Origin of the sequence: Paracoccus ravus (assembly GCF_004522175.1) — a bacterium.
In the GTDB taxonomy this organism is placed as follows: Bacteria; Pseudomonadota; Alphaproteobacteria; order Rhodobacterales; family Rhodobacteraceae; genus Paracoccus; species Paracoccus ravus.
In genome coordinates, this window is sequence record NZ_SDEB01000005.1 from 1 (window position 1) to 21,319 (window position 21,319).

The following is a 21,319-nucleotide window of genomic DNA, read 5'->3' on the forward strand; positions in this document are numbered from 1 at the left end:
TGGCTATGGACTTACAACAACGAGCGCCCCAACATGGGCATCGGCGGCATCACACCCGCCCAGAAACTGAAAATGGCTGCCTGAGGTCTACTTCTGCGCCCCGTTAAAACGGGGAGGATTACCGACGCACCTGCTTCTCACATCCACATTTACGCCCTTCATTTCACTCTTGTCTTTGGCCATTCGCGCAAGTTTTCGGAACCCGCTTTTACCTTCGGTGACGAGTGCATTATCTATGTCTCCCTCAAGCGCTGCTTGGATGCTTGCCATGACCTCTTCCTCCGTGTCCTCATCGCGAATTTCCGATGACACGAAGACGATTAGCTCTGGCTTATTCTGCACCGCACTCGTGACGATGAAATCATAGGTGAGTGAGCCAGACTTCTTCCCATGCTTCGCAGCGTTGTAGAGAACAACATAGAGCGCATCATACACAAGCTGATATGCCCCACCCGAAAGTGTTATCTCTTGCTTGGGTGAATTATCATATAATGGTTGGTAGTCGCCGAAAGCCTCTTGGACCTCAGACATCACAGCATCGAACAGCAGAAGGAGTGGGGCCGATGGAGAGAGGTTGGTCGGTTGTTTGAACCAACTTACCACAATGCGAAAGCGTTCATCCACGAGATGCCCTAGTTCTCGAACAAAGTTTCGGCCAATTGCCTCGACTGCTCCTGGCAATACTCGCCTCAGGTCTGAAGCGTTGCCCCAAGAGTGACGGCAGTTCCCAACATGGTCCCTGATGCGCTTCAAGTCCAACTCTGCCATCCGCCAGCAATAACTGTAAAGTAATGCATTGACGCTGGGATAGGACTGAGTGCTGTCAAAGGTATCGATTATGTCAATCATCGCCGCGCGAACAATGTCGGCTCTGTCTTTTCTGAAAATATCAGTATCCAAGAGTCCCTTTGGCTTCTTGCTGGAATGTACTTGCAGATACTCAGCGGCGAGGTGGTCGATTCCCGAAACGTAATTCAGATACCAAGTATCGAAAGCATGTTTGAAGTCGTCATTCTCGAATAGTTGGGCAAATCTCTGATCCGCTCTCAGTGTCGCAACTGGGCTAGCCATGACACCTTTCAGTGTTCCGTGGCGTATTCTTCGTCCCAGATAGGATGCTATTCCGAAAATTGTGTTTGCGCAGAACTCCTTATAGGCCTCGCCAATTACGAGTGCCAGTCGGCGCTCCGGGGTGTCTTGATGCGGCAGTTCTGCGCTGGCTTCCTTCAGAAGAAGGAGGTTAAACGCTATCGCAACCTTAAGCCGCAAGACGCCACTTATCTCAACGAATAGTCGGTCATGGACCCATTCAATGAAGCGACTTGGATCGACATATATACGAGTATCGTCTATCTCGCCGCGAAGTTTTTTGAGTTTGAGGTCGACGCGAAGCGCATTCGCCCTCTGAGCATAGACGGGCTGGTCTCTGTTCTTTCCATACCACTCGTGTAGTGCAGCTCTGGCCTCAAAGAAGTCGTCAGTTTCTTTGTAGATTCTGAAAAGTTGACTTAAGAATGTCTCGTCGCACAGTTCATACACGAAGTCAGCTGCTGCTGGCGCGATTCCCTCAAGGAAGTCGAGAAATTTGACCAGATTTCCATCAAATCTTGAAAGCAAAATACATTGAAGCAGCCGTCTTAGGACGAATGTGTCTGAATCACGTCGAGACTTCCGTGAAATCAAGCAGGTTACGATGAAAGACTTTAGATCGTCCTCCTCCTCCTTAGAAAAGGCCTCAAGGTAGAGCCTATTTCCGATGTTGGCGAGGTCTCTAGTTTTGTTCATCAACTCTAGGAACTCTTCCGCGGTGGCTTTGGATCGACCCTCTGTCCGCTCAAGAACGTATAGGAAGGCAATGGTGCGGACGAAGGTCCCGACGTGACTTGGATCATAGATGTCGAGTCGGAGAGGATCTTTACTGTTCGGGACAAGAAGGTCTTGGACGGATTTTATCCTCGAGAAATATCGACTCTTGTATGAAGCGGCATCAAACGAACTCGCTCTAGCGACATCCGCCGCCATCTCCCTATCGGAGAAGTAGGGGTCGACAGCATTCCGGAACTGAGCGATCTCCTCGTGCTCGATCCACGTGATGCTTCGCCTGTAGAACATGTAATCGTCCGCGCAGAGAGGCTCGAACTCTGCACGGTGGGCGACGAAGAGACTTCGCCATGTGCTAGAAAGCGTTTCGGTTAGAAGTTGCGCTGCCGCTTCTTCACGACTTGATGAGAGCTTGAGCTTGACATTCAAATATTGAATGCAGAAGTAAATTACGGCATCTACGAGGGAATACTGAGAGAAGCTCTGGAGTGTTGAGAGTCGTTCCTCTGATGTCTCGGCAAAAGGGGTGTGGACGAATCGGGCAATGTCCCTTGTGAATTGATTATCCTTACCGCGATCTTTGATGGCGTGAACGCCCTTTTTAATTGTGAACGTCTCGTAGCTCTCACCCAGCGTGTCCAATAGCAAAACTACGATCAAATTCTTGCGCTCCATCCCGCTCGTGCGTAGGTGCTCTACGCAAAATGCGTGTGCGTCGCCGGACGTGTCACTGATGGTCGCGACCAGCGATATCCTCCGCAGGAGCGCGAACGAGTATCCATACTCCTGATAGATCGTCTTCATCAGCTCAGTTGCTGACGTGAGCTCGTCGGCAAGGATGAAATCGTCTATTGCTCTAAGCCCTGAAAGAATCTTGGATATGGCTTCATAGTTGCGGGTGACGCGTAGCCGTAGGGCGGTGAGTTCGTTCTCGATGGCTTGGGGCGTAAGGCGGATATACTTTTCGAAGTTCGGCGGCGCCTTAGGGAATTCCGGCGGGAGGGAAAGATGCGAATATAGCGGGGCTTCCCTCAGAAGGTTTTCGACGGCCCCGCACTCTTGTGCGGTCATCAGCTTTCGCAGATTATTGTGGGCGGTGATTTGTGACGCATTGTGCGACCGGTCCTGCATCGCACGCAACAGATTCTTGACTTTCGGCCTAAGCAACACTAACCCCTATCGAATCTTATGAGCCGGTTTCTCGCAGCCCTTTGTTGCGCTGCAATCTAACGTGACGCACTTTGCGCGTCACTAATGAACCGCATTAGGTTCAGGGCTTCGCTAACGGGGGTGTTTTCGTCAAGCGGTTTGGCGCACAGATGGTCAGCCGCTGTAGCGGGGCATCTCCTTCTTTGTGCACATAGCTGACGGAGAGGTGGCCTTCTGCTTTGGATCCCCCGGGTGCATACTTCGTTCCGTGGGGTAATCTGACCTTGCCCCGTGATCCCGATCGCCAGACCGCCGAGATCCACATCCGCATCGCGATCATGAACCGCGCCTCGGCCCTCGGCAGGGCCGAGATCGAGGCCGTTGCCTGAAGGTGAACGGGGAAGGGCATCGTTTGCCCGACCGGCCATTTGTCCAACACCCAGAGGCGCCACCGCGGTGCCGCAAGGGGACAATGTCCTCCCATTTCCGCGCGGCGGACAGTTCTGAGAAGGTGCCCACCTCGCTCTCGCAGTCGTGGGGATAAGTTCCCGCCGCCGGCACCGACGCGCGCTCGAGCGGGTCACGTGCATTCGGATGATCAGATTATAGCGAACTTCACCCATCCCTGCGGCGCATATGGGGGGCTGCCTCTCGACGTCACTCAGGCGAAAGCGCCGCCCGACACTTCGTCGCCATACATGTTCAGCTGAAACGCTTATTCAGCGCCGCCCCGTCCGCTTTGCAGGCGATCGATCGATGCCAGCCCGATATCAGCGCCGGGAATGCCGTTTTCTTCGATATACTTGGCTTCGGCGGCAAGCGCGGCCTCATTCTCACGAAACCATGCGGCTGCCCGCTCCTTGGCGCTTTCTGATGTCATGTCAGTGCCCTCGATGCGAGATCCTGCACTGACAACTTTAGCGGGTGCGCGCGTGCGATGGAAGGTACTGTGGGCTGGGTGCTGCAGCAGGTGAACAGGGCATCGAGATGCTTGGCTGGCGGAGCCCGGGGGTTGACCAACGCGACCAAGTCACACCTTGCGTCGTGGAGAGGGCCGCTTGCGGGAAGTGCGTGACTTGGGGCCGTCCAACTCGTCAAGCGTTCGAGGCGGTGCAGGCGGAAAGAGGCTATGAAGCCGGTCAGTGACCTCCAGCACATCACAGATCGCCAGCAGACTCGCGAGGGTAACCTCGCCCGAGGTTTCAAAACGCCGAATGGCCGACAACGGCACCCCGCTGCGTTCCGCCAGGTCCTGCTGCGATAGATTGAAACCGAGCCGTCGCGCCCGCGCGCTTGTGGCCAGTTCGATTGCCGTCAGGGGCTCCTTCCGGAGCGGCCATTCCGGCTCAACCATCGTCAGGGCGCCAGCCCCATGCTCATCATCCTCGAACAGCGCGAAATTGACATTCATCATGTGAGCATCGGCCCGCAGAGCGACCAACTCATCCATCGAATCTCGCCACGATCCTGCAACGATCAGCAGCATTGCCGGAAACTGACGCGCTGATAATCCCAACCGCCCGAGCACGTCCATCAAGTAGCGGCGATGCAGTTTCTGACGCGATTGCTTGATCTGGATTGCCATGACGACCTGGCTCCCAACCATTACCAGGAGGTCTGCGCCACCATCCCCCGAGGAGCCTGCATCCTCGATCCTGGCATTCGCCCCGAAGCCAAGCACTTCAATGTTTTTTTGAAGATAGGAATGTACCGATCGTACGAAACGTTCCGCCTGCCAGAAACGCTCGTGCGCGGCGAGCCCACGACCGCCAGACTCCTGCTTCGCAGCTTCAAGCGCAGCCTTGAGTTCGTCGCGGTTGATTTGGCCAGAAATAAACCTCGGCTGCATGCGTCTGGCTAAGCCACTGTCAATGCGCCAAATTTGGGCGAACAAAAGCAGGCTCACCATACTCACAGGCGAAACTTCCGTCACATCCGTTTCCGGGAAGTGCGCTGCGTACCAACGTTCTGCCGCGAGAGGGTTTCGTAGGCTTGCCACCTGAACGCCGCGCAATCGCGCGACTTCACGCAGCAGGTCGTCGGGATTCTCGAAACCGTAGCCCGAGCAGTTCCGCATCGCAATGCGGAGGGCTTTGGCAAATGTGAGCCAATCGGTTTTGGAGGCAATCTCGCGAAGGGAGGCGTCTGAAATCATGCGGTGAGCATAGCAACAAACGGCTCAGAGAGTCGGGCGATCTGTGTTAGTATCGCTAACGGAAAGGGTGGCGCAAAATGCGCATCGACAGCAAGGCAGAGCCGGTGGCCCGGCGCATCCATAAGCGCGGCATGAAGAAGAAGGCGCATTGGGTTGCGCCTCCTAAATGCAAGGGGCTGATCCAGACCGAGAGCCGGCTGGAGGCGAGTGCCGCCATCGCCATCGGTCTCGATCCAAGGGTCACATCCTTCCGCCCCCAGCCCGCGAGTTTCGACCTCGCCACCGGTCGAAAATATCGCTCTGCCAAAGCCCTTTCGGAGGCGACCAGCGGTAAAGGGCGATGCTACACGCCCGATTTCGAGGTCAAGCTGGGCAGGGCCATCGTCTATGTCGAAGTGAAGCACTCCGCCCTGATCAGGAAGTACCCCGACACGCTCCTGCTCCCACGGATGTTCGCAGGCTTCGGCTGGAAACTCATCCTGGTCGATGAAAACCTGCTCTGCGATACCTTCGTGCAGAATACGCGGCTGATATGGCCATGGTACGGTCACGCTGTCGCCGACCAGACCGTCCAGGCGCTTCAGGAGGAGTGCCGAGAGCCGCGGAGCTTCGCGTCTCTCACCGAGGGCGGAAGAACTCAGGCGGACATCCTTTCCCTGCTCGCCAGCGGCCATTTGGCAACCGATCTTGCCGGTGCGCGATTGAACTCGAGATCCCTCATCATCACAGCCGCCGGCGTTGCAACGGATCTGATGCGCCTGCCCTTCCCGATCACTGCGGAGAAGCCCCATGCTTGATTTTGACGGAACTTCCCAAGCACCGATGGCCTTCGTCGCGCGCAAGGGTGCCCACGTCCTTCTGCGCTGTGGCGATGGAGCGGAGGTCGAGGTCGAGTACGATCGATACCGCGAGATGATCGCCAATGGCCAAGCCCTTCGGCCAGGTGACGACGGGAACTCTCCCCCGATCCATGACGAGCATGCTCGCAACTACCAAGCAATGATCCAGCATGCGATCACCCGCGACAAGCAACTTCGCCGCAGCGGTAGAAGTGCAAAGGAAGCGCATCGGGTCCTCAGCGAAGAATTGAGATCTCATCCAGTTTTTGCAGCCTATGCGCCGGCCATGTTCAGCCTCCGGACACTGCAAAACTGGAAGACGAAACTTGCCCGCGAGGGCAAGGCGGCGCTCACGCCCAAATTTGCCGAACGTGGCAATCGGGGCGCCCGATACGACGAGCTTTACAGGAAGACTGTCTTCGATGTCCTTGAGCGAAACTACTTGCAGAATGACAGGCTGGCGATCTGGAATATCGTGCCCCAGGTAAGACGAAAATACGAGGTGGCCTGCAAGGCAGAAGGCCGGGAACCCGGCAATTGCGATCGACGCTGTCTCGAAGCGGTCATTGCGACGATCCGTGCCGATGACGTCGTCTCGGCAAGGCACGATTCGCAGACCAGCAAGAAGTTCCTCCTGCAATCCCAGTTCTATCACCGCGTCCATGCGCCGCTGGACCTTGTCGAAATCGACTGCACGAAGGGCGATATCCATCTCGCCGATGCGAAGGGAAATTGTGTCGGCAGGCCTTTCATCTGTGCAGCGGTATGTGCGGCGACCGGATTTCCTTGGATCCGCGCCTCACTCGACGCACCGAACGAGACCCTTGTCATCCAGACGATCAGGGATGTGATGACAATGCGCGGCTGCGAATACTTTGATTTTCACGAAATACCACCAGAGAATCGCATTGAAGCATTCGGCACGCCGAAGGTCATTTCTACCGATCAGGGAAGTGAAAACAGCGGCAGCAATCTCAACGTCGTCGTTGAGAACGCCCATATCGAATTTGCCAAGAACATACCCGGATGCCCGGAGAAGAAGCCCTTCGTCGAGCGGTTTTTCCGGGAGTTGAACCGATTCCTGCAGACCCTCCCTGGATCCAGCCACTCAAAGGATCTGCCCAACCGGCAGCGAACCGCCAAGGGCATGAAGGAGGCCACGCTCACGCTGGACGAGTTGCAGAAGATGCTCGTCCTCTGGGTCTATAACAGCTACATCCACAAGATCCGGCGACTGATCCATTCCCCTCTTCGGCAGGCCGAATCGCCAGCTGCAAGCTGGAATCGGCTGGCCAGGGAGGTGACGTATCCCAGTTCACCGCGCGACCTTGACGCGATCTTCATGATCGAGTCCAGAAATCGAAAGGTGCATTCCTACGGTATCGCAGTCGGCGGCATCCATTATCACTCCTCGGAGTTACGTGACCTCATCGGCCAGCACGGCATCGGGACCAACGTCACGATCCTCCATGACCCCACGAATTCCGGCCACATCATGGTCAAGGACCCTTTGACCGGACAGTACTTCGCGGTTCCAGCAAAGGCCGATGAGGCTACCGGTGTCAGCTTGGAGGAAGGCAAGGCGCGCCGCAAAGCCGATCCTGCCGCGAAAGAGAAAGATCGCCAGGCACGTGAGTATGCCGCTGATCTCGCGGACAATGGCCAGAACATGGCCAAAGCCCGCGGCAAGGCCAAACCTTCCCGGGCTCTCAAGGACATCCGCAAAGCCGAGCAACGCCGGCAGCGGCACAAGGAAATCAACGCGACCCGGAATTCGGGGCAGGATTCATCCAAGACTTCCGCGATCGACAAGGCGAACCGATCTACCCCGAGACTGCCGATCCGCCTGCAGAGCAGCCTGCCGGAGATCGACAAGGTCCATCAGGAGTAGAAAATGAAGACTGCGAACCCCACCCCGCTCATCCGCCATGGCGCATTTTGCGACGCGGAACAGAGTATCCGGGCGCATCTCGCCACGTGCCCTCCCGGGCAAGGCAGCATCATCCCCTTGCTGGGCCCGACGCGCGTCGGCAAGTCCGAGCTTATTCACCGCCTGATCGAGACGTCGCCACAAGGAAAATCTCTGGCGCCGCAGAGGACGTTCGCCCGAGTCGATGTGCCCGCATCTGTCACTGCGCGGGGGCTCTATGCCGCCATCCTCTCTGCCCTCGGCTACAAGAGCGGTTTCTCGGAGCGGACGAACGACCTTCGCGACAGGCTGTTTCGCGTGATCGACAGCTTTGGCATCGAGGTCATCGCACTCGATGAATGCAGCCGCATCGTCGAAAAGGCATCGAAGCTTGGCATCGGCGCCGCCGCGGACTTGTTCAGGTCCATCGCCGATGGAACCGGGGCTTCGCTGATCCTGTCCGGGCTTCCGAAGTTTCAGGCCGCCATCGATCATAATGAGCAACTGCGTGACCGGGCCACCAGCACCGTGCTGTTCAAGCCCTATGACTGGCAGAACGACGATGATCGAGACGCGTTCGTGGGCACCGTACAGGTGGTGCTGAACAATCTCGAAACTTCCGGCATCCGGGTAGACCTCGATGTCGAGGACTTCGTCCGTCGTCTGTACGGCGCCTCGGGCGGGAGGATCCCGGTCATCACCAGGCTTGTGGGCGCCAGCCTGGCCGACACCCCGTCAGCGATCCGCCTTGCCGATCTGCGCCGTGGTGCCGCGGCGATGCAACAATCGGGAATTCGGGTCTCATCCTTCTTCGAGTCCAATGAGCCGGACGAGACAGATCTCGTCCGATCCTACGCAATCGTCATGCACGAGGCAGGTCTGAATTTCGAGCTGTCGACGGATGTCGGGTTGAAGGCCTATTGGGACATGGAGATGTCGTCGTGAAGCTGGTGACCACGCCCCTGCCCGAAGAGAGCCTGGACGGCTTCCTGCGCCGCCACGCTGAAGCCGAGTTCCGGGATGAAGTCGGGGATCTGCTGCGCGGCGTCGGCTTCGACTTTGGCCGGCCCCTGATTGAGCGCGCCTCTGAACTCGAGCAACTGCTAGACCTGCCCGCCGGAACACTCGATCCCATGCTGCCAAGGGCATCTTCAAAAATCCCCGGGCTGACATGGGGCTTCCAGCGGCGGCATTCGGCCCCGGTCTGTCCCGAATGCCTTGCCAGCGGAAATCCCCGCCACCAGGCATGGCAGCATTGCTTCGCCACCGCCTGTCCCGAGCATGCGCTGGTTCTCGTGGATTTCTGCCCGATCTGCGCCGAGACGATGCAGCCCGGTCATGGCGGCCACGCAACCTGCCGCTGTGGGCACTATCTGACCCACTGCAGGCGCGAAGCCGCCAGTGACTGGGAGGTCGCGGTTTCCGCGTTGATCGCAGGGCAGATGCATCCGAGCCGGGGCAGCCTGCCGCCCTCGCTCACCTTCCAAACGCCGTCCGATATCAGTTCCTTCCTGCTCTTCCTCATCGCAAGCCAGACCGCACCCGTCACCGGGAAACATGGCAAGATCGTCCTGCCGAAGACTGTCGAGCAGGCCCGCGGCCAACTGCGCAGCATCGAGCCTCTGCTAAGCAACTGGCCCGAGGCATTTGAGCAGGATGTCTCCTTGCGCCTGCGACAGAGTGATCAGGAAAAAGCCTCGGCCCCTGCACGGCTGGGCAAGTGGTATCAGCGCTTCATGCGCTTCCGGCATCCGGCCTACCGGGTGTTCCATCAAGCCTTCGAGCAGGTCGTTCGCCAGGAATTCGACGGCAGGTATTTTGGTGCTCCCCAAGCCTCGCGCTCCGTGGACAGGCGCTGGATCAGCGCTGCCGAGGCAGGGCGGCGGATCGGTATCAGGGCCGGACGCATCGTCGAGGCAGTCGCGGCAGGGGCCATCGCAGGCAGAACCTTCACGAGTGGCTTCGGACACCGCCACACGACCATCGATCTGGAAACCGTCGAGTCCATCATCACCAACCGCCAGCGCTTCATCGACAAGACCCACGCACGGGATTTCCTCGGCATTTCGCGCAAACAATACGATCTGCTTGCCGAGGCCGACATATTTGCCGCGAGCCTACCGAAGGAGCTGCCGCCGCTGGTCGATGGGCCACATGACTTCGATGCGCTCGAGGCCATGGTGGCTGGCATCGCGAAGAACGCGACCCCCGTCCCCGGAAAGACGATCGCGCTGCAAGACCTCAACCTGCGCTACACGACCGATCGGTCGGGTCTCACCTCCGTCTTTCAGGCCATCGCCGAGGGCGCCCTTCCCCCGTGCCCTCACAGCATCTCCGGCGCATTCGGCAAGTTCCGGTTCCCGCTCGAGGAAGTTCAGATGCTGCTGGGCAAGGCCAGACGCGGCACCGGGCTGACCGTTCAAGAACTTGCACGGCAGACCGGCTGGAAGGAGCAATGTATTTCGGGTTGGTGCCAGCAGGGTCTGATCGAGCACGAGACCACAGAACATGCTGGCGGGCTGAAGCGCGTGATCAATACCGCCGCACTTGCCCGCTTCCAGATGGCCTACGTCCCGGTATCCGTCCTCGCGCAGCAGGCCGACACATCATCGCGCAGTATGCTAAAGAAGCTCGCGGGAAAGGAGATCCAGACGACGGGCGCAACTCAGGATGGAACCGCCTGGCGCGGCCATCTGGTCGCGATGCCCGATCTGGCGAAACTCATCTAAAAGCATTGAAATTAGATAGTTAGACGTCGTCGCCGTCGCCGCTCATTCTCATGAACTCCTCCAGCATCTCGCGACGGTGACGATTTTCCCGAGACAGGCCGACTAGAAGACGCGCGAGCGGCCAACAGCAAAGCACCGTTACGGTGATCGCGGCGAGGATGTTGAGCATGGCGACTCCCCTTGTGCTGTGCCAGTATAGCACATGACCCTGTCAGACGCAGCTGATCGCTCCATCACGCATCGCCGCGAGCTCATAGCCAAGCTCGGCGAAATGCTCCCGGGCTTGGAACTTGTCTTGATGGCGTATGAGGAATACGACCCATGGGTGATCCTCGACATCTTGCTCGCGCCCGACAGCGCCTTGGGTGGACGAACATTGCTCGAAGCAATTCAAGAGGGCGATGAGCGAGCCATTGCCCGGCATATCGCCCAAGCGAGGGGCGACGGGTTCGCTTAAGCAGCCAGGGAACGCCACGCAAAATCGGGATTCTGGGCGGCATGCATTCCTGCCGATCCAGGCCGGAGGATCCGGAACCCGCAGGCTCCGACCCAGCTAGTCCGATCCACTTACGCCCGACGTCAGCGGCACACGGCAAAGCGGGTATTCAACAGGTTGCGAGAGGACCAAGGCTTCACCGGCGGCTACATGATCATCAAGGGCTATGTCCGGGAGCGAAAACAACGCAGCCAGAAGTGCGTTCAGCGTGGCGACTCGCCTTGCCCTGTGAGACTATGGCACATGACCCAGTCAAAAGCCGCTGATAGCTCCATCACACATCGCCGCGAGCTCATAGCAAAGCTTGGCGAGATGCTTCCGGGCCTCGACCTTGTTTTGATAGCGCATGAAGACGACGATCCATGGGTGATCCTGAATATCCTGCTCGCCCCCGACAGCGCGCTGGGTGGGCGATCATTGTTCCAAGCGATCCAAGAGGGCGATGCCAGAGCCATTGCCCGCCATGTTGCCGAAGCGAAAGGGTACGGGCCCGAGACCAAACCGAAAACTGCGCGGGTCAAATTCGGAATTCTGGCCGGAATCGTGCCGCCGCCGCCCACCGCGTTTTTCGAGGACCTTGATCCCGCAGATTTTGCCCAACCTAGTCCGGATCGTTCAATCCCAGACCCCAACTCAAAAATTGCTGCAAAAGCAAAGTCGTCAGTTCGACCGCGGGCGAAGAAATCAACTGAGCAAAACTAAGTTATTGATAATTAACATATAAATTGCGGTCATAGACGCGCAACTTTATGCGCTAAGTCCGCGCAACTTTATGTGCGAAGTAGGGTGGCTAAGTCATTGATTTTACGTAAACGACGCGCAACTTTACGCGCTACCCTTCAGTTCCGCCGCAACAATTATATCGAGAAGGCGGAACTGCCCTCGCGCCTTGGCTTCGAGGCCTCGGGCCGGGTGACGGCACTTGGCGAAGGGGTCGGCGGTTTCCAGATCGGCGACAGGGTCTGCGTCGTACCCGGCGCGCCGCTCGGGGCCCATGGCACCTGCGCGGACTGGGTCAATGTTCCGGCCTCGCGCGTCCTGCCTTGCCCGGCAGGGCTTAACGACGCAGAGGCCGCCGCGCTCTGGATGTCCTATGTCACGCCCTACGGCGCGCTGATCGAGATCTGCCGGATCCGCGCAGGCCAGCATGTGCTGATCACCGCGGCAAACAGCACTGTGGGACTGGCCGCGATCCAGATTGCCCGCGCGGTCGGAGCTTTCCCGATCGCGACCGTCCTCAGCGAAAGCCTGCGCCAGCCGGTGCTGGAAGCCGGGGCCGGGGCGGTGATCGTGATGGAAAGTGAAGATCTGGCCCAAGGCCTCGCCTGGGCTTCTCCGGTTGGCATCGACGCGGCCTTCGATGCAGTCGGCGGCCCTCAGGTCGCACAGATCGCCGAAGCGATGCGCCCGCGTGGAAGCATCGTCATTCATGGCGCGCTGAGCCCGGAGCCGACGCCTTTCCCGCTGAAGCTCGCCCTGCGCAAGAACCTGTCCCTGCGCGGCTATTACTACACCGAGGTGACCGACGACCCGGAGGCCCTGAGCCGGGCGCAGGACTTCCTCAACAAGGCCATCACCGCAGGTCATGTGGTCCCGAAAATCGATCGCAGCTTCGGTCTGGAGAATATCGCCGAGGCCCATGCCTATCTGGAAAGCGGGCGACATTTTGGGAAAGTCGTGGTCCTAACGCAGCCAGGAAAATGATTGCTTTCCCTGCACCGCCGCCGAGGGGCTGAGGTCGCCGTTTGAATAGCCCCATATTTTGTGGACGCCTTCTTCGCTAATTTTGAGGCAAGGAGGCCATGATGGGCACGGGCAATTTCACTGACGACTTCAAGCGCGATGCTGTCGTGCAGATCACGGAACGGGGCTACCCGGCGAAGGATGTTTCGGAGCGGCTCGGCGTCAGCACGCACGCGCTCTATGCCTGGAAGCGCAAGTTCGCGAAGGCGATGTCGGGTGACACGGAGAAGGATGCCGAGATCCGTCGGCTGAAGGTGAGCTGGCGCGGGTGTCGGAGGAGCGCGACATCCTAAAAAAGGCCATCGCGTATTTCGCCAGGGATGCAAAGTGAGATACGCGTTCGTGGCCGAGCATCGAGGTCAGTTTTCGGTGCGGGCGATGTGCCGCTGCCTGCGTATCCAGCCGAGCGGGTTCTACGCGTGGCTGAAGACACCGCTGAGCCAGCCGGCGCAGGAAGACAGGCGCCAGACCGAGCTACTGCGTAAGGCTTGGGCGGAGAGCGGCAAGGTCTATGGCTACCGCAAGCTGCATGACGATCTGGTCGAACAGGGCTAAATCATCTGTCCGAACCGCGTTTCCCGGCTGGCGCAGCTTGCGGGGATCAAGGCACAGATCGGCTACAAGCGCCGCCCCGGCAGCTATGGCGGCAAGCCGTCGGTCGTGGTCGACATCGAGCCGGTGAACGCCACCGGTTCGAGAGAACCGGCGAGGGCTCGACCGGCAGTTTGATGTCGAGGTTCCGGACAAGGCTTGGGTAACCGACATCACCTACATCCGGACGCAAGAGGGGTTCGCTTCCCTCGCGGTGGTCATCGACCTGTATTCCCGGCGCGTGGTCGGCTGGTCGATGCAAAGCAGGCAGACGACAGATGTCGTTTTGCAGGCGCTGCTCATGGCTGTGTGGCGGCGAAAGCCGAAGAACAAGGTGCTGATCCACTCGGATCAGGGCAGTCAGTTCACCAGGATGGATTGGGCTGCGTTCCTGCGCGCCAACAATCTGGAGCATTCCATGAGCCGCCGTGGCAACTGCCATGACAACGCCGTTGCCGAGAGCTTCTTCAACCTGCTCAAGCGCGAGCGGATCAGGCGCAGGACTTACCGGAACCGCGAAGACGCAAGGCGGGACGTGTTCGATAACATCGAGATGTTCTACAACCCGAAGCGCAAGCATGCGAGGAACGGGATGCTGTCGCCTGTCGAGTTCGAGCGGCAGCAGATGATGAGACGTGAAGGCGTCTAAGAAACTCGAGGCTATTCACTGGGCCTGCGTAAAACGTGACTTCTTCATCGGAACGCCATCCTTCATCCTGCCGTTCGTAGCAGATGGAAGAGGCGATCCGCAGCAAACCACAGATCGGCTCGCCCACATGCGAAATTCGATGCGCCTCAATAAACCGCCGACCGTCGGTCGAGCTCCGCCATCGCAAGGCGATCACGTCATGCCACCGGTTAAAGTGGCGAGATCGACGCGCTCGCCTGACGAAGAATTTCGTGCGCCCGACGCAACTCCCGGCTCTCCCCGTCCAGCGCCTTCACCTTCTCGGCCATTTCGGTTGGGATGCCCGCGCTTGCCGCTGTCGCCCTCCGCCTTCCTGGCTCCCTCGTTCAGGTCAGGGGCGCACAGCCGATCTTCGCGGAAATCGACCTCACTGCCTGCCACCGCGATCCGCGTTGACCTTGGTCAACGGGGACCGGCCGCTATGCGCGGTCACGAACGTCAGGGAAAACTTGTTCTCGCGGATCGGCAGTGTCTCACGCGGCGCCATCCACCGGGTGATATTCAAAATTCCCCTGGATCACTCGCCTCTGGGAAATTTGAATCAGAAGCCAGCCAGAGCGCGAATCCCGCGCGTGCTCGGGCGTGACTCAGGATTGACCACTTTTCTGGAGGCAGGCCAGATCAAGTGCGAGATTTGTGCAAAAACACCATTTCTCGACAATCTTGCCACATCGGCAAAAGATTAATTTGCACGGGCAAAGATTAACGCTTGGATTTCGCGCGGACGGGTAGTTTTCTTCTTCGTAGCTGGCGCGAATTGCCGCCTGGCATTCTGGATCGCCCGGTCGACGGATCGGCGCATTGCCCTCTGGAGAAGAAAATGAGCATGAAGAAGATCACTGTAATGGCGACCTCCCTCACTCTCGGGGCGAGTGCCGCCGCCTATGCTGGTGGTTACACGCCGCCTGTGACAGAGCCCATCATAGCCCCCGTCATCGAAGAGCCGATCGCCGATTGGTCCGGCGGCTATTTCGGCGGTACGCTGGGCTATGCATTTGGCGGATCGGATGAGGTCGGCATCAGCGACAGCACGGACACGCTCCTGGGCAATATCGGCGAAGTCGAGGTCAATGGTGCCAATATCGGCCTGCGGGTCGGTTATCGCTGGCAGCGCGACAAATGGACCTTTGGACCGGAGCTTGGCTATGAATTCGCCGATATCCGGGATGAGACCAGCGCGGATATCGTCGTCGACGGCGATTCCGTGAACATTGGCGCGGATGCCAAGGTCGAGAATATCCTGGCCCTGCGCTTCAAGACCGGCTACATCGTCCGCCCCGACACCATGGTCTATGGTATCGCCGGCTGGGCGCGGGCGAGCGTCGATTACGAGATCTACGACACGGATGTCAGCTATGACGCCGATGGCTACATCGTCGGTCTGGGCGTGGAACGGATGATCAACGACCGGATGTCCGTCACAGGCGAATGGGAATATGCCGATTTCGGCAAGGAAACTCTCGAGGCCGAGGGCCTGAGCACCCGGGCCACGATGGATTATCACAACTTCAAGATCGGTGTGAACTACAAGTTCTGATCGGTCTGATCACCGCAAGCCGGGGCGCCATTGGCGCCCCTTTTTCGTGTTCCAACCGGACGCATCCCCCCGGATCGGCAAGGCATGGATCTGTCGGCCGCAAGCCAGCGCCAGCCCCTCGGGCACCAGCCGCCGCAATGCCGGGTCGTCATAGGGCAAGCCGCCGGTGTAGGCCCCGAAGGCGGGAAGGATAAGGTGCTGATCTCCGACAAGAAATGTTCGTTTCCTTTCACCTGCAAGGCGTAGAACGGGATGGAAATGGCCCGATATGTCCGGACCATCGCCCGAAACCGCCTCATGTCGCAGCAGGACAGCGCCGAGGTGAAACACCGCCTCGGCCTCACCCGGATGCCCCTCCGGGCAGGACGGGTCATGGTTGCCGCAAAGCCAGAGCCAGTCCCGCCCATGGGCCAATCGGCCAAGGGCGTGACGGATGATCGGATCCGCCTGGCGGCCCGCAAGATCGTCGTCGAACCCGTCGCCCAGGCTGACGATTCGCAAGGGATCAAGCGCGGCGACCTCCTGGCCCAGCCGATCCAGCGTGGCGATGCTTTCATAGGGCGGCAGCAAGGGACCGCCGCGCCGCGCCATGCGCTCGGACTTGCCCAGATGCAGATCGGCGACCAGCAGCCAGCGGCCTTCGGGCCACCACAGCGCGCCCGAAACCCGTGCCTCAAGGCGCAGGCCGTGAAAATCAAAGCGCCAGCCAGTCATGCAATCTCCATCAATCCTGCCGCACGCATCAGGGTTTCGGCCTCGATCCGGGCCAGCCTTTCGCGACCCTCGCCCCGGATCGGGACCTTGCCGACCTCGATCAGCAGCGGCGCGGCGAGGGGCGAGACCCGCTCAAGCATGAGGTGTTCGCGACGTGGGGAACGCGCGAGCATTTCCTCGATCCGGCCGAAATCGACAAGGCCGCGCCCGGCTTCCTCGGCGGTCACCCGCAGCATGAGGTGATCGGGGTCGTATTTCCTGAGCGTATCGTAAAGAATATCGCTGGAAAACGTCGCCTGCCGCCCCGATTTCCGCAGCCCCGGCATGTTACGCTGGATCAGGCCCGCCACGATCGCGACATTGCGGAAGGTCCGCTTCATCACCGCATTCCCGGCCAGCCAATCCCCCAGACCTGCGCGCAGTCTTGCCGTCTCGAGCAGCGGCGCGGGATCGAGCAGCGGATCCATCGACCAGATGAGCAGCGCGTAATCGGTTGAAAGAAAGCCCAAGGGGCCAAGCCCCTCCTGCTCCATTTCGCGGGTCAGAAGCAGTCCGAGGGTCTGCAAGGCATTGCGCCCGGCAAAGCCGTAAAGCGCGAAATGCCACAATCCCGCATAGGGAAAGCTTTCCGACAATAGCAGCCCCGGCTCGGGCAGTCGCGAGATCTGGCTTTGCAGGGACAACCAGTCGCGGGTCTGGACCGGCAGGCTTGCATGTCGCGCCGGATCCCCGATCAGCGCCAGAACGCGATGGGCAAGCTGGGTCGACATGGCCAGCTTAACGCCGGAATAGACCGCGATCTTGGGCTGGGCATTGGGCTGGGGCGAGACCTCGATCACCATCTCGCGCATCGCATCCATCCTGACCACCCGACCGCCGATCAGGAAACTGTCGCCCGGCGAGAGGCTGGCCGCAAACGCCTCTTCGACCTCGCCCAGAGGTGCGCCGCCGCGGCCACGCAGCCTGACACGGACCATCTCGGCCTCGGTGATCGTGCCGATATTCATCCGCAGCAGCCGGGCGGCGCGTGGGTCGCGCAATTGCCACAGCCCGTCGCGCAGCATCAGCCGCTGCCAGCGGTCATAGGCCCGCAGCGCGTAGCCTCCGGTCGCCGCGAAATCGAGGCAGGCATCGAAATCCGCGCGGGCGAGCCCGCGATAAGGCCCCGCACTCGTGAACTCGGAGTAGAGACTGTCGGCGTCGAACGGCCCGGCACAGGCGGTCAAAAGGATATGCTGGCACAGCACGTCCAAAGGCCCCGGCCCGCGCGGCTCGCCGTCCAGGTCGCGCGCCCGCACGGCCTCAAGCGCGGCCACGCATTCGATCTGCTCGAACCGGTTCGCCGGCACGATCCGCGCCTTTGACGGCGCATTGTAGCGATGATTGGCGCGACCGATGCGCTGGACGAGCCGTTTCACGTTCTTGGGCGCGCCAACCTGAATGACAAGGTCGACCGCGCCCCAATCGATCCCCAGATCAAGGCTGCCGGTGGCGACGACCGCGCGTAACTCGCCCGCGGCCATCGCCGCCTCGACCCGTGCGCGGCTTTCACGGGCCAGACTGCCATGGTGGAGGCCGATCGGCAGGTTCTCGTCATTCTCGGCCCAGAGCGCCTGAAAGAACAATTCGGCCTGCGCGCGGGTGTTGATGAAAATGATCGTGGTGCGGGCCTGCCGGACCGCGTTCAGGACTTCGGGGATCGCGTAATGCCCCCCTCCCCCGGCCCAGGGCGCGGGCCGCGCCGTCGGCAGCATGGCGATATCGGGATCGGGGCCGGGATCGGCGAGGATGACCTCGACCGGGGCCTCTCCGGCCATGAAACGCGCCAGCGATGCGGGATCCTCGACGGTGGCCGAGAGTCCCGTCACCCGCAGCCCGGGGGAAAGCCTGCGCAGCCGCGCCAGGCACAGCATCAGCTGATCACCGCGCTTGCTTTCGGCCAGCGCGTGAAGTTCATCCAGCACCACCCGCCGCAGCCCGCCAAATATCTTGGGCGCTTCGGGATAGGACAGCATCAGGGCAAGGCTTTCCGGCGTCGTGAGCAGGATCTCGGGCGGATCGGTCCTCTGGCGGCGTCGCTGCGTCTGGCCGGTATCCCCGGTTCGGTCCTCGATCCGGATCGACAGACCAAGATCCGCGACGGGACGGGCCAGATTGCGGCCGATATCCGCCGTCAGCGCCTTGAGCGGCGAGACATAGAGCGTATGCACCGAGCCCCTTGTCGTGGCCTGGCGCAGTTCCACCAGCGAGGGCAGGAAACCGGCCAATGTCTTGCCCCCGCCCGTGGGCGCTATGAGCAGCCGATCCCCTTCGGCTGCCAGCAGGGCCAATTGATGCGGATGCGGTTCCCAGCCTTGCCGGGAAAACCAGTCCTGAAATGCGGCCGGAAGCGTCACAGCATCGCCTCCAGCGTGGCAAGGTGGTCGGCCTCGGCGGCGGGCTTGTCCCAGCGGATGCGACTGATGCGCGGAAACCGCATCGCCACGCCGGATTTATGGCGGGTCGAACGGTTCAGACCTTCAAAGGCGACCTCGACCACCAATTTTGGCGAAAGCTGGCGCACCGGGCCGAAACGCTCGGTTGTGTTGGCGCGGACAAAGCGGTCCAGCTCGCGCAGTTCCGCATCGGTGAAGCCGAAATAGGCCTTGCCGACGGGAACCAGTTCCGCGCCATGCCACAGGCCAAAGGTGAAGTCCGAGTGGAAACCCGACCGCTTGCCATGCCCGCGCTGCGCATAAAGCAGCACCGCATCGACGACCATCGGGTCGCGCTTCCACTTGAACCAGGGACCGCGCGGCCGACCGGCCAGATAGGGGCTGTCGCGGCGCTTGATCATGACGCCCTCGATCACCGTGGCGGGCGGATCGGCGCGCAGCGCGGCAAGCTCGTCCCAGGTCGTGAAATCGAGCAATGGCGAGACGTCTATCCTTGCGCCCAGATCGAGGTTTTCCAGCAGGTTCCGCCGGATATGCAGCGCTTCGGGCCGCAGATCCCGCCCCTCCCACAGCAGGACATCGTAAAGCCGCAGGCCTGCGGGATGGCTGGCCAGCAGCGCCTTGCCCACCGCCTTGCGGTTCAACCGCTTTTGCAGATCGCCGAATGGCGCGATCTCGGCATCGCGGCGGACCAGCAGTTCGCCGTCCAGCGTGCCTTCGAAATCCATCGCCTCGATCACATCGGGAAAGGCATCGGAAATATCCTCGCCGGTGCGCGAATAGAGCCGCCGCACGCCCCCCTCACTCGCCGCCTGAACGCGGATGCCGTCCCATTTCCATTCCGCGAAATAATCCTGTGGAGAAAGCGCGGCCAGTTCCTGCGGATCCGTCGCCGTGGAAAGCATCACGGGACGAAAGGGCGCAAGGGCGGCGGAATCGGGTCTCGCGCCGCCCGCGATCCAGCCGAACAAGGGACCGTAAGGCGGGGCGAGCCCGTGCCAGATCTCTTCGATCTCGGTGACCGACGGACCGCCCATCCCGGCAAGCGCCATCCGCGCCATGCGCGCCGAGACCCCCACCCGCAGGTTTCCGGTCGCAAGCTTGAGAAAGGCCAGACGCTCGGACGGGCCGAGCCGGTCGAGCATGGCCGCGATCACTCCGGGCAAGGCCGCCTTGCCCGTGCCCTGCAAGAGGGCGACGGCCGTGGACAAAGGCGGATCGTCCTGCGCCCCTTCGGGCCAGATCAGCGCGATCGTTTCAGCCAGATCGCCCACGAAATCATAGCTCAACGCCAGAAGCTGGCTGTCCACCCGCTCTGCCGCCAAGCCGCGCAGCAGGCTGGGGGTGACGGTGCGCAATTGCAGGTCTCCGGTCAGCGCCGCGAGCGCCCAGCCCCGGTCGGGATCGGGGATCCGCTCCAGATAATGCTGCAAAAGCTGCAATTTCGCGTTGCGCGCAGGGGTGAAGGCCAGCCGTTCGAGCAATGCGGCAAAGGCTTTCATTCCGCCTCGTCCTCATAGCCCACCAGCCGCAAGGGCCGGGCGGGGATCTGGGCCATTTCGCACCAGCGCATGACGCCGTCTTCCGCGCCATGCGTCACCCAGACCTCAGCGGGCGCGAGCTCGCTCAGCGTGGCGGTCAGGGACGGCCAGTCGACATGATCGCTGATGATCAAGGGCAGTTCCACGCCGCGTTGACGCGCCCGCGCCCGCACCGCCATCCAGCCCGAGGCAAAGCCGATGACGGGGTCGCGGAACCGCTGCACCCAAAGGCTCGCGAATGCCGAAGGCGGGGCCAGAACCAACTGGGCGGGCACCTGATCCGCCGTCGCGGGGATCAACTCTCCCAGCGCCACGCCCTGCGCGATGTAATAGTCGCAGATCGCCTGCAACCCGCCATGGATCGCGATGGGCGCGTCATAGCCCGCCTGCCGCATCAGCGCGAGCACATGCTGCGCCTTGCCAAGCGCATAGGCCCCGATCAGATGCGGTCGATCGGGAAACTCGTCCATGCTCGCGATCAGCTTGGCGATCTGACTGGCCGGATCGGGAAAACGAAACACCGGCAGGCCAAAGGTCGCTTCGGTGACGAAGACGTCGCAGTCCACGGGCTCGAACGGGGCGCAGCTTGGGTTTGGGGCGCGCGCGTAATCCCCCGACACGACGATGCGGCAATCCCCCGCCGTGACCGAGATCTGCGACGAGCCCAGCACATGGCCCGCCGGATGGAAATCGACCTCGACGCCGCCGATACGCTGCGGCCCTGCGGCGATCTGCGTGGCGGCGGCGAAATCGGGGCCCATCCGTAGCCGCATGATGTCCAGCGTCTCGGCCGTGGCCATGACAGCGCCATGACCGGAGCGGGCATGATCGCTATGGGCATGGGTGATCAGGGCGCGTTCGACCGGGCGCAGCGGGTCGATGTGAAACCCGCCCTCGGGGCAGTAGAGGCCGGCTTCGGTCGGGCACAGGAGGGATTGCGCGCGCATCTTTCCAAGGTCCAGAGCATGTCAT

The 21,319-nt window shown here is 60.7% G+C and carries 16 protein-coding genes, 2 pseudogenes and 1 other annotated feature; of the genes and pseudogenes, 10 read left to right on the top strand and 8 right to left on the bottom strand.

Annotated features, from left to right (window positions below; translation table 11 throughout):
• Positions 1 to 87 precede the first annotated feature (87 nt).
• Positions 88 to 2,892, bottom strand: coding sequence for a hypothetical protein (locus ESZ60_RS05530; RefSeq protein WP_134679436.1), 2,805 nt, complete (start codon positions 2,890 to 2,892; stop codon positions 88 to 90).
• A gap of 365 nt (positions 2,893 to 3,257) precedes the next feature.
• Between ESZ60_RS05530 and ESZ60_RS21035 the strand changes: the two are divergent.
• Positions 3,258 to 3,359: pseudogene (locus tag ESZ60_RS21035) on the top strand (IS5/IS1182 family transposase); the annotation flags it as partial.
• A 326-nt stretch (positions 3,360 to 3,685) separates the two neighbouring features.
• On the opposite strand, the gene ESZ60_RS05535 reads toward ESZ60_RS21035, so the two are convergent.
• Positions 3,686 to 3,850, bottom strand: a complete 165-nt coding sequence (locus ESZ60_RS05535; protein ID WP_134679437.1) for a type II toxin-antitoxin system CcdA family antitoxin — start codon at positions 3,848 to 3,850, stop codon at positions 3,686 to 3,688.
• Positions 3,851 to 4,000: 150 nt separating this feature from the next.
• Complete coding sequence (locus ESZ60_RS21240; protein ID WP_245155586.1) at positions 4,001 to 5,125, bottom strand: helix-turn-helix domain-containing protein; 1,125 nt, start codon at positions 5,123 to 5,125, stop codon at positions 4,001 to 4,003.
• Positions 5,126 to 5,202: 77 nt separating this feature from the next.
• On the opposite strand from ESZ60_RS21240, the gene ESZ60_RS05545 reads away from it, so the two are divergent.
• The 4 genes from ESZ60_RS05545 to ESZ60_RS05560 are packed head-to-tail and all read left to right on the top strand — an operon-like array spanning position 5,203 to position 10,602.
• Positions 5,203 to 5,922: a hypothetical protein gene (locus ESZ60_RS05545; protein WP_134679438.1), complete on the top strand. Its 720-nt coding sequence runs from the start codon at positions 5,203 to 5,205 to the stop codon at positions 5,920 to 5,922.
• Positions 5,915 to 7,855, top strand: a complete 1,941-nt coding sequence (locus ESZ60_RS05550; protein ID WP_134679439.1) for a Mu transposase C-terminal domain-containing protein — start codon at positions 5,915 to 5,917, stop codon at positions 7,853 to 7,855. The genes ESZ60_RS05545 and ESZ60_RS05550 overlap by 8 nt, the downstream gene beginning before the upstream one ends.
• A 3-nt stretch (positions 7,856 to 7,858) precedes the next feature.
• Complete coding sequence (locus ESZ60_RS05555; RefSeq protein WP_134679440.1) at positions 7,859 to 8,818, top strand: ATP-binding protein; 960 nt, start codon at positions 7,859 to 7,861, stop codon at positions 8,816 to 8,818.
• The gene (locus ESZ60_RS05560; protein WP_167620072.1) at positions 8,815 to 10,602 is read left to right on the top strand and encodes a TniQ family protein; all 1,788 of its coding nucleotides are present in this window, start codon (positions 8,815 to 8,817) and stop codon (positions 10,600 to 10,602) included. The genes ESZ60_RS05555 and ESZ60_RS05560 overlap by 4 nt, the downstream gene beginning before the upstream one ends.
• Before the next feature lie 19 nt (positions 10,603 to 10,621).
• Here ESZ60_RS05560 and ESZ60_RS20700 read toward each other — a convergent pair whose 3' ends face one another.
• Complete coding sequence (locus tag ESZ60_RS20700) at positions 10,622 to 10,771, bottom strand: hypothetical protein (protein WP_167620073.1); 150 nt, start codon at positions 10,769 to 10,771, stop codon at positions 10,622 to 10,624.
• Positions 10,772 to 10,804: 33 nt separating this feature from the next.
• Between ESZ60_RS20700 and ESZ60_RS05565 the strand changes: the two genes are divergently transcribed.
• From ESZ60_RS05565 to ESZ60_RS05585, 5 genes and pseudogenes are all read left to right on the top strand, one after another.
• Positions 10,805 to 11,059, top strand: a complete 255-nt coding sequence (locus ESZ60_RS05565; protein WP_134679442.1) for a hypothetical protein — start codon at positions 10,805 to 10,807, stop codon at positions 11,057 to 11,059.
• A 189-nt stretch (positions 11,060 to 11,248) separates the two neighbouring features.
• Positions 11,249 to 11,800 carry a hypothetical protein gene (locus tag ESZ60_RS05570; protein ID WP_134679443.1) on the top strand — a complete coding sequence of 184 codons (552 nt, stop codon included), beginning with the start codon at positions 11,249 to 11,251 and terminating at the stop codon, positions 11,798 to 11,800.
• Between the two features lie 96 nt (positions 11,801 to 11,896).
• Positions 11,897 to 12,802, top strand: coding sequence for a zinc-dependent alcohol dehydrogenase family protein (locus ESZ60_RS05575; RefSeq protein WP_134679444.1), 906 nt, complete (start codon positions 11,897 to 11,899; stop codon positions 12,800 to 12,802).
• Between the two features lie 101 nt (positions 12,803 to 12,903).
• Positions 12,904 to 14,081: pseudogene (locus ESZ60_RS05580) on the top strand (IS3 family transposase).
• Between the two features lie 88 nt (positions 14,082 to 14,169).
• Positions 14,170 to 14,272: a sequence feature (AL1L pseudoknot), on the bottom strand.
• 674 nt (positions 14,273 to 14,946) lie between these two features.
• Positions 14,947 to 15,657: an outer membrane protein gene (locus ESZ60_RS05585; RefSeq protein ID WP_245155587.1), complete on the top strand. Its 711-nt coding sequence runs from the start codon at positions 14,947 to 14,949 to the stop codon at positions 15,655 to 15,657.
• A gap of 9 nt (positions 15,658 to 15,666) precedes the next feature.
• Here ESZ60_RS05585 and pdeM read toward each other — a convergent pair whose 3' ends face one another.
• From pdeM to ESZ60_RS05605, 4 genes are read right to left on the bottom strand one after another with little or no spacing between them, the layout of a single operon-like run.
• On the bottom strand, positions 15,667 to 16,371 hold the full coding sequence (gene pdeM / locus ESZ60_RS05590; RefSeq protein WP_134679446.1) for a ligase-associated DNA damage response endonuclease PdeM: 705 nt from the start codon (positions 16,369 to 16,371) through the stop codon (positions 15,667 to 15,669).
• A complete protein-coding gene (locus tag ESZ60_RS05595) occupies positions 16,368 to 18,767 on the bottom strand; it encodes a ligase-associated DNA damage response DEXH box helicase (protein ID WP_134679447.1) in 2,400 nt (799 codons plus the stop codon). Before ESZ60_RS05595 ends, pdeM begins: the two co-directional genes overlap by 4 nt.
• On the bottom strand, positions 18,764 to 20,308 hold the full coding sequence (locus ESZ60_RS05600; protein ID WP_134679448.1) for a cisplatin damage response ATP-dependent DNA ligase: 1,545 nt from the start codon (positions 20,306 to 20,308) through the stop codon (positions 18,764 to 18,766). The genes ESZ60_RS05595 and ESZ60_RS05600 overlap by 4 nt, the downstream gene beginning before the upstream one ends.
• Entirely contained in the window at positions 20,305 to 21,294 is a 990-nt protein-coding gene (locus ESZ60_RS05605) for a ligase-associated DNA damage response exonuclease (protein WP_134679449.1), read from the bottom strand. The genes ESZ60_RS05600 and ESZ60_RS05605 overlap by 4 nt, the downstream gene beginning before the upstream one ends.
• Between the last annotated feature and the right edge of the window lie 25 nt (positions 21,295 to 21,319).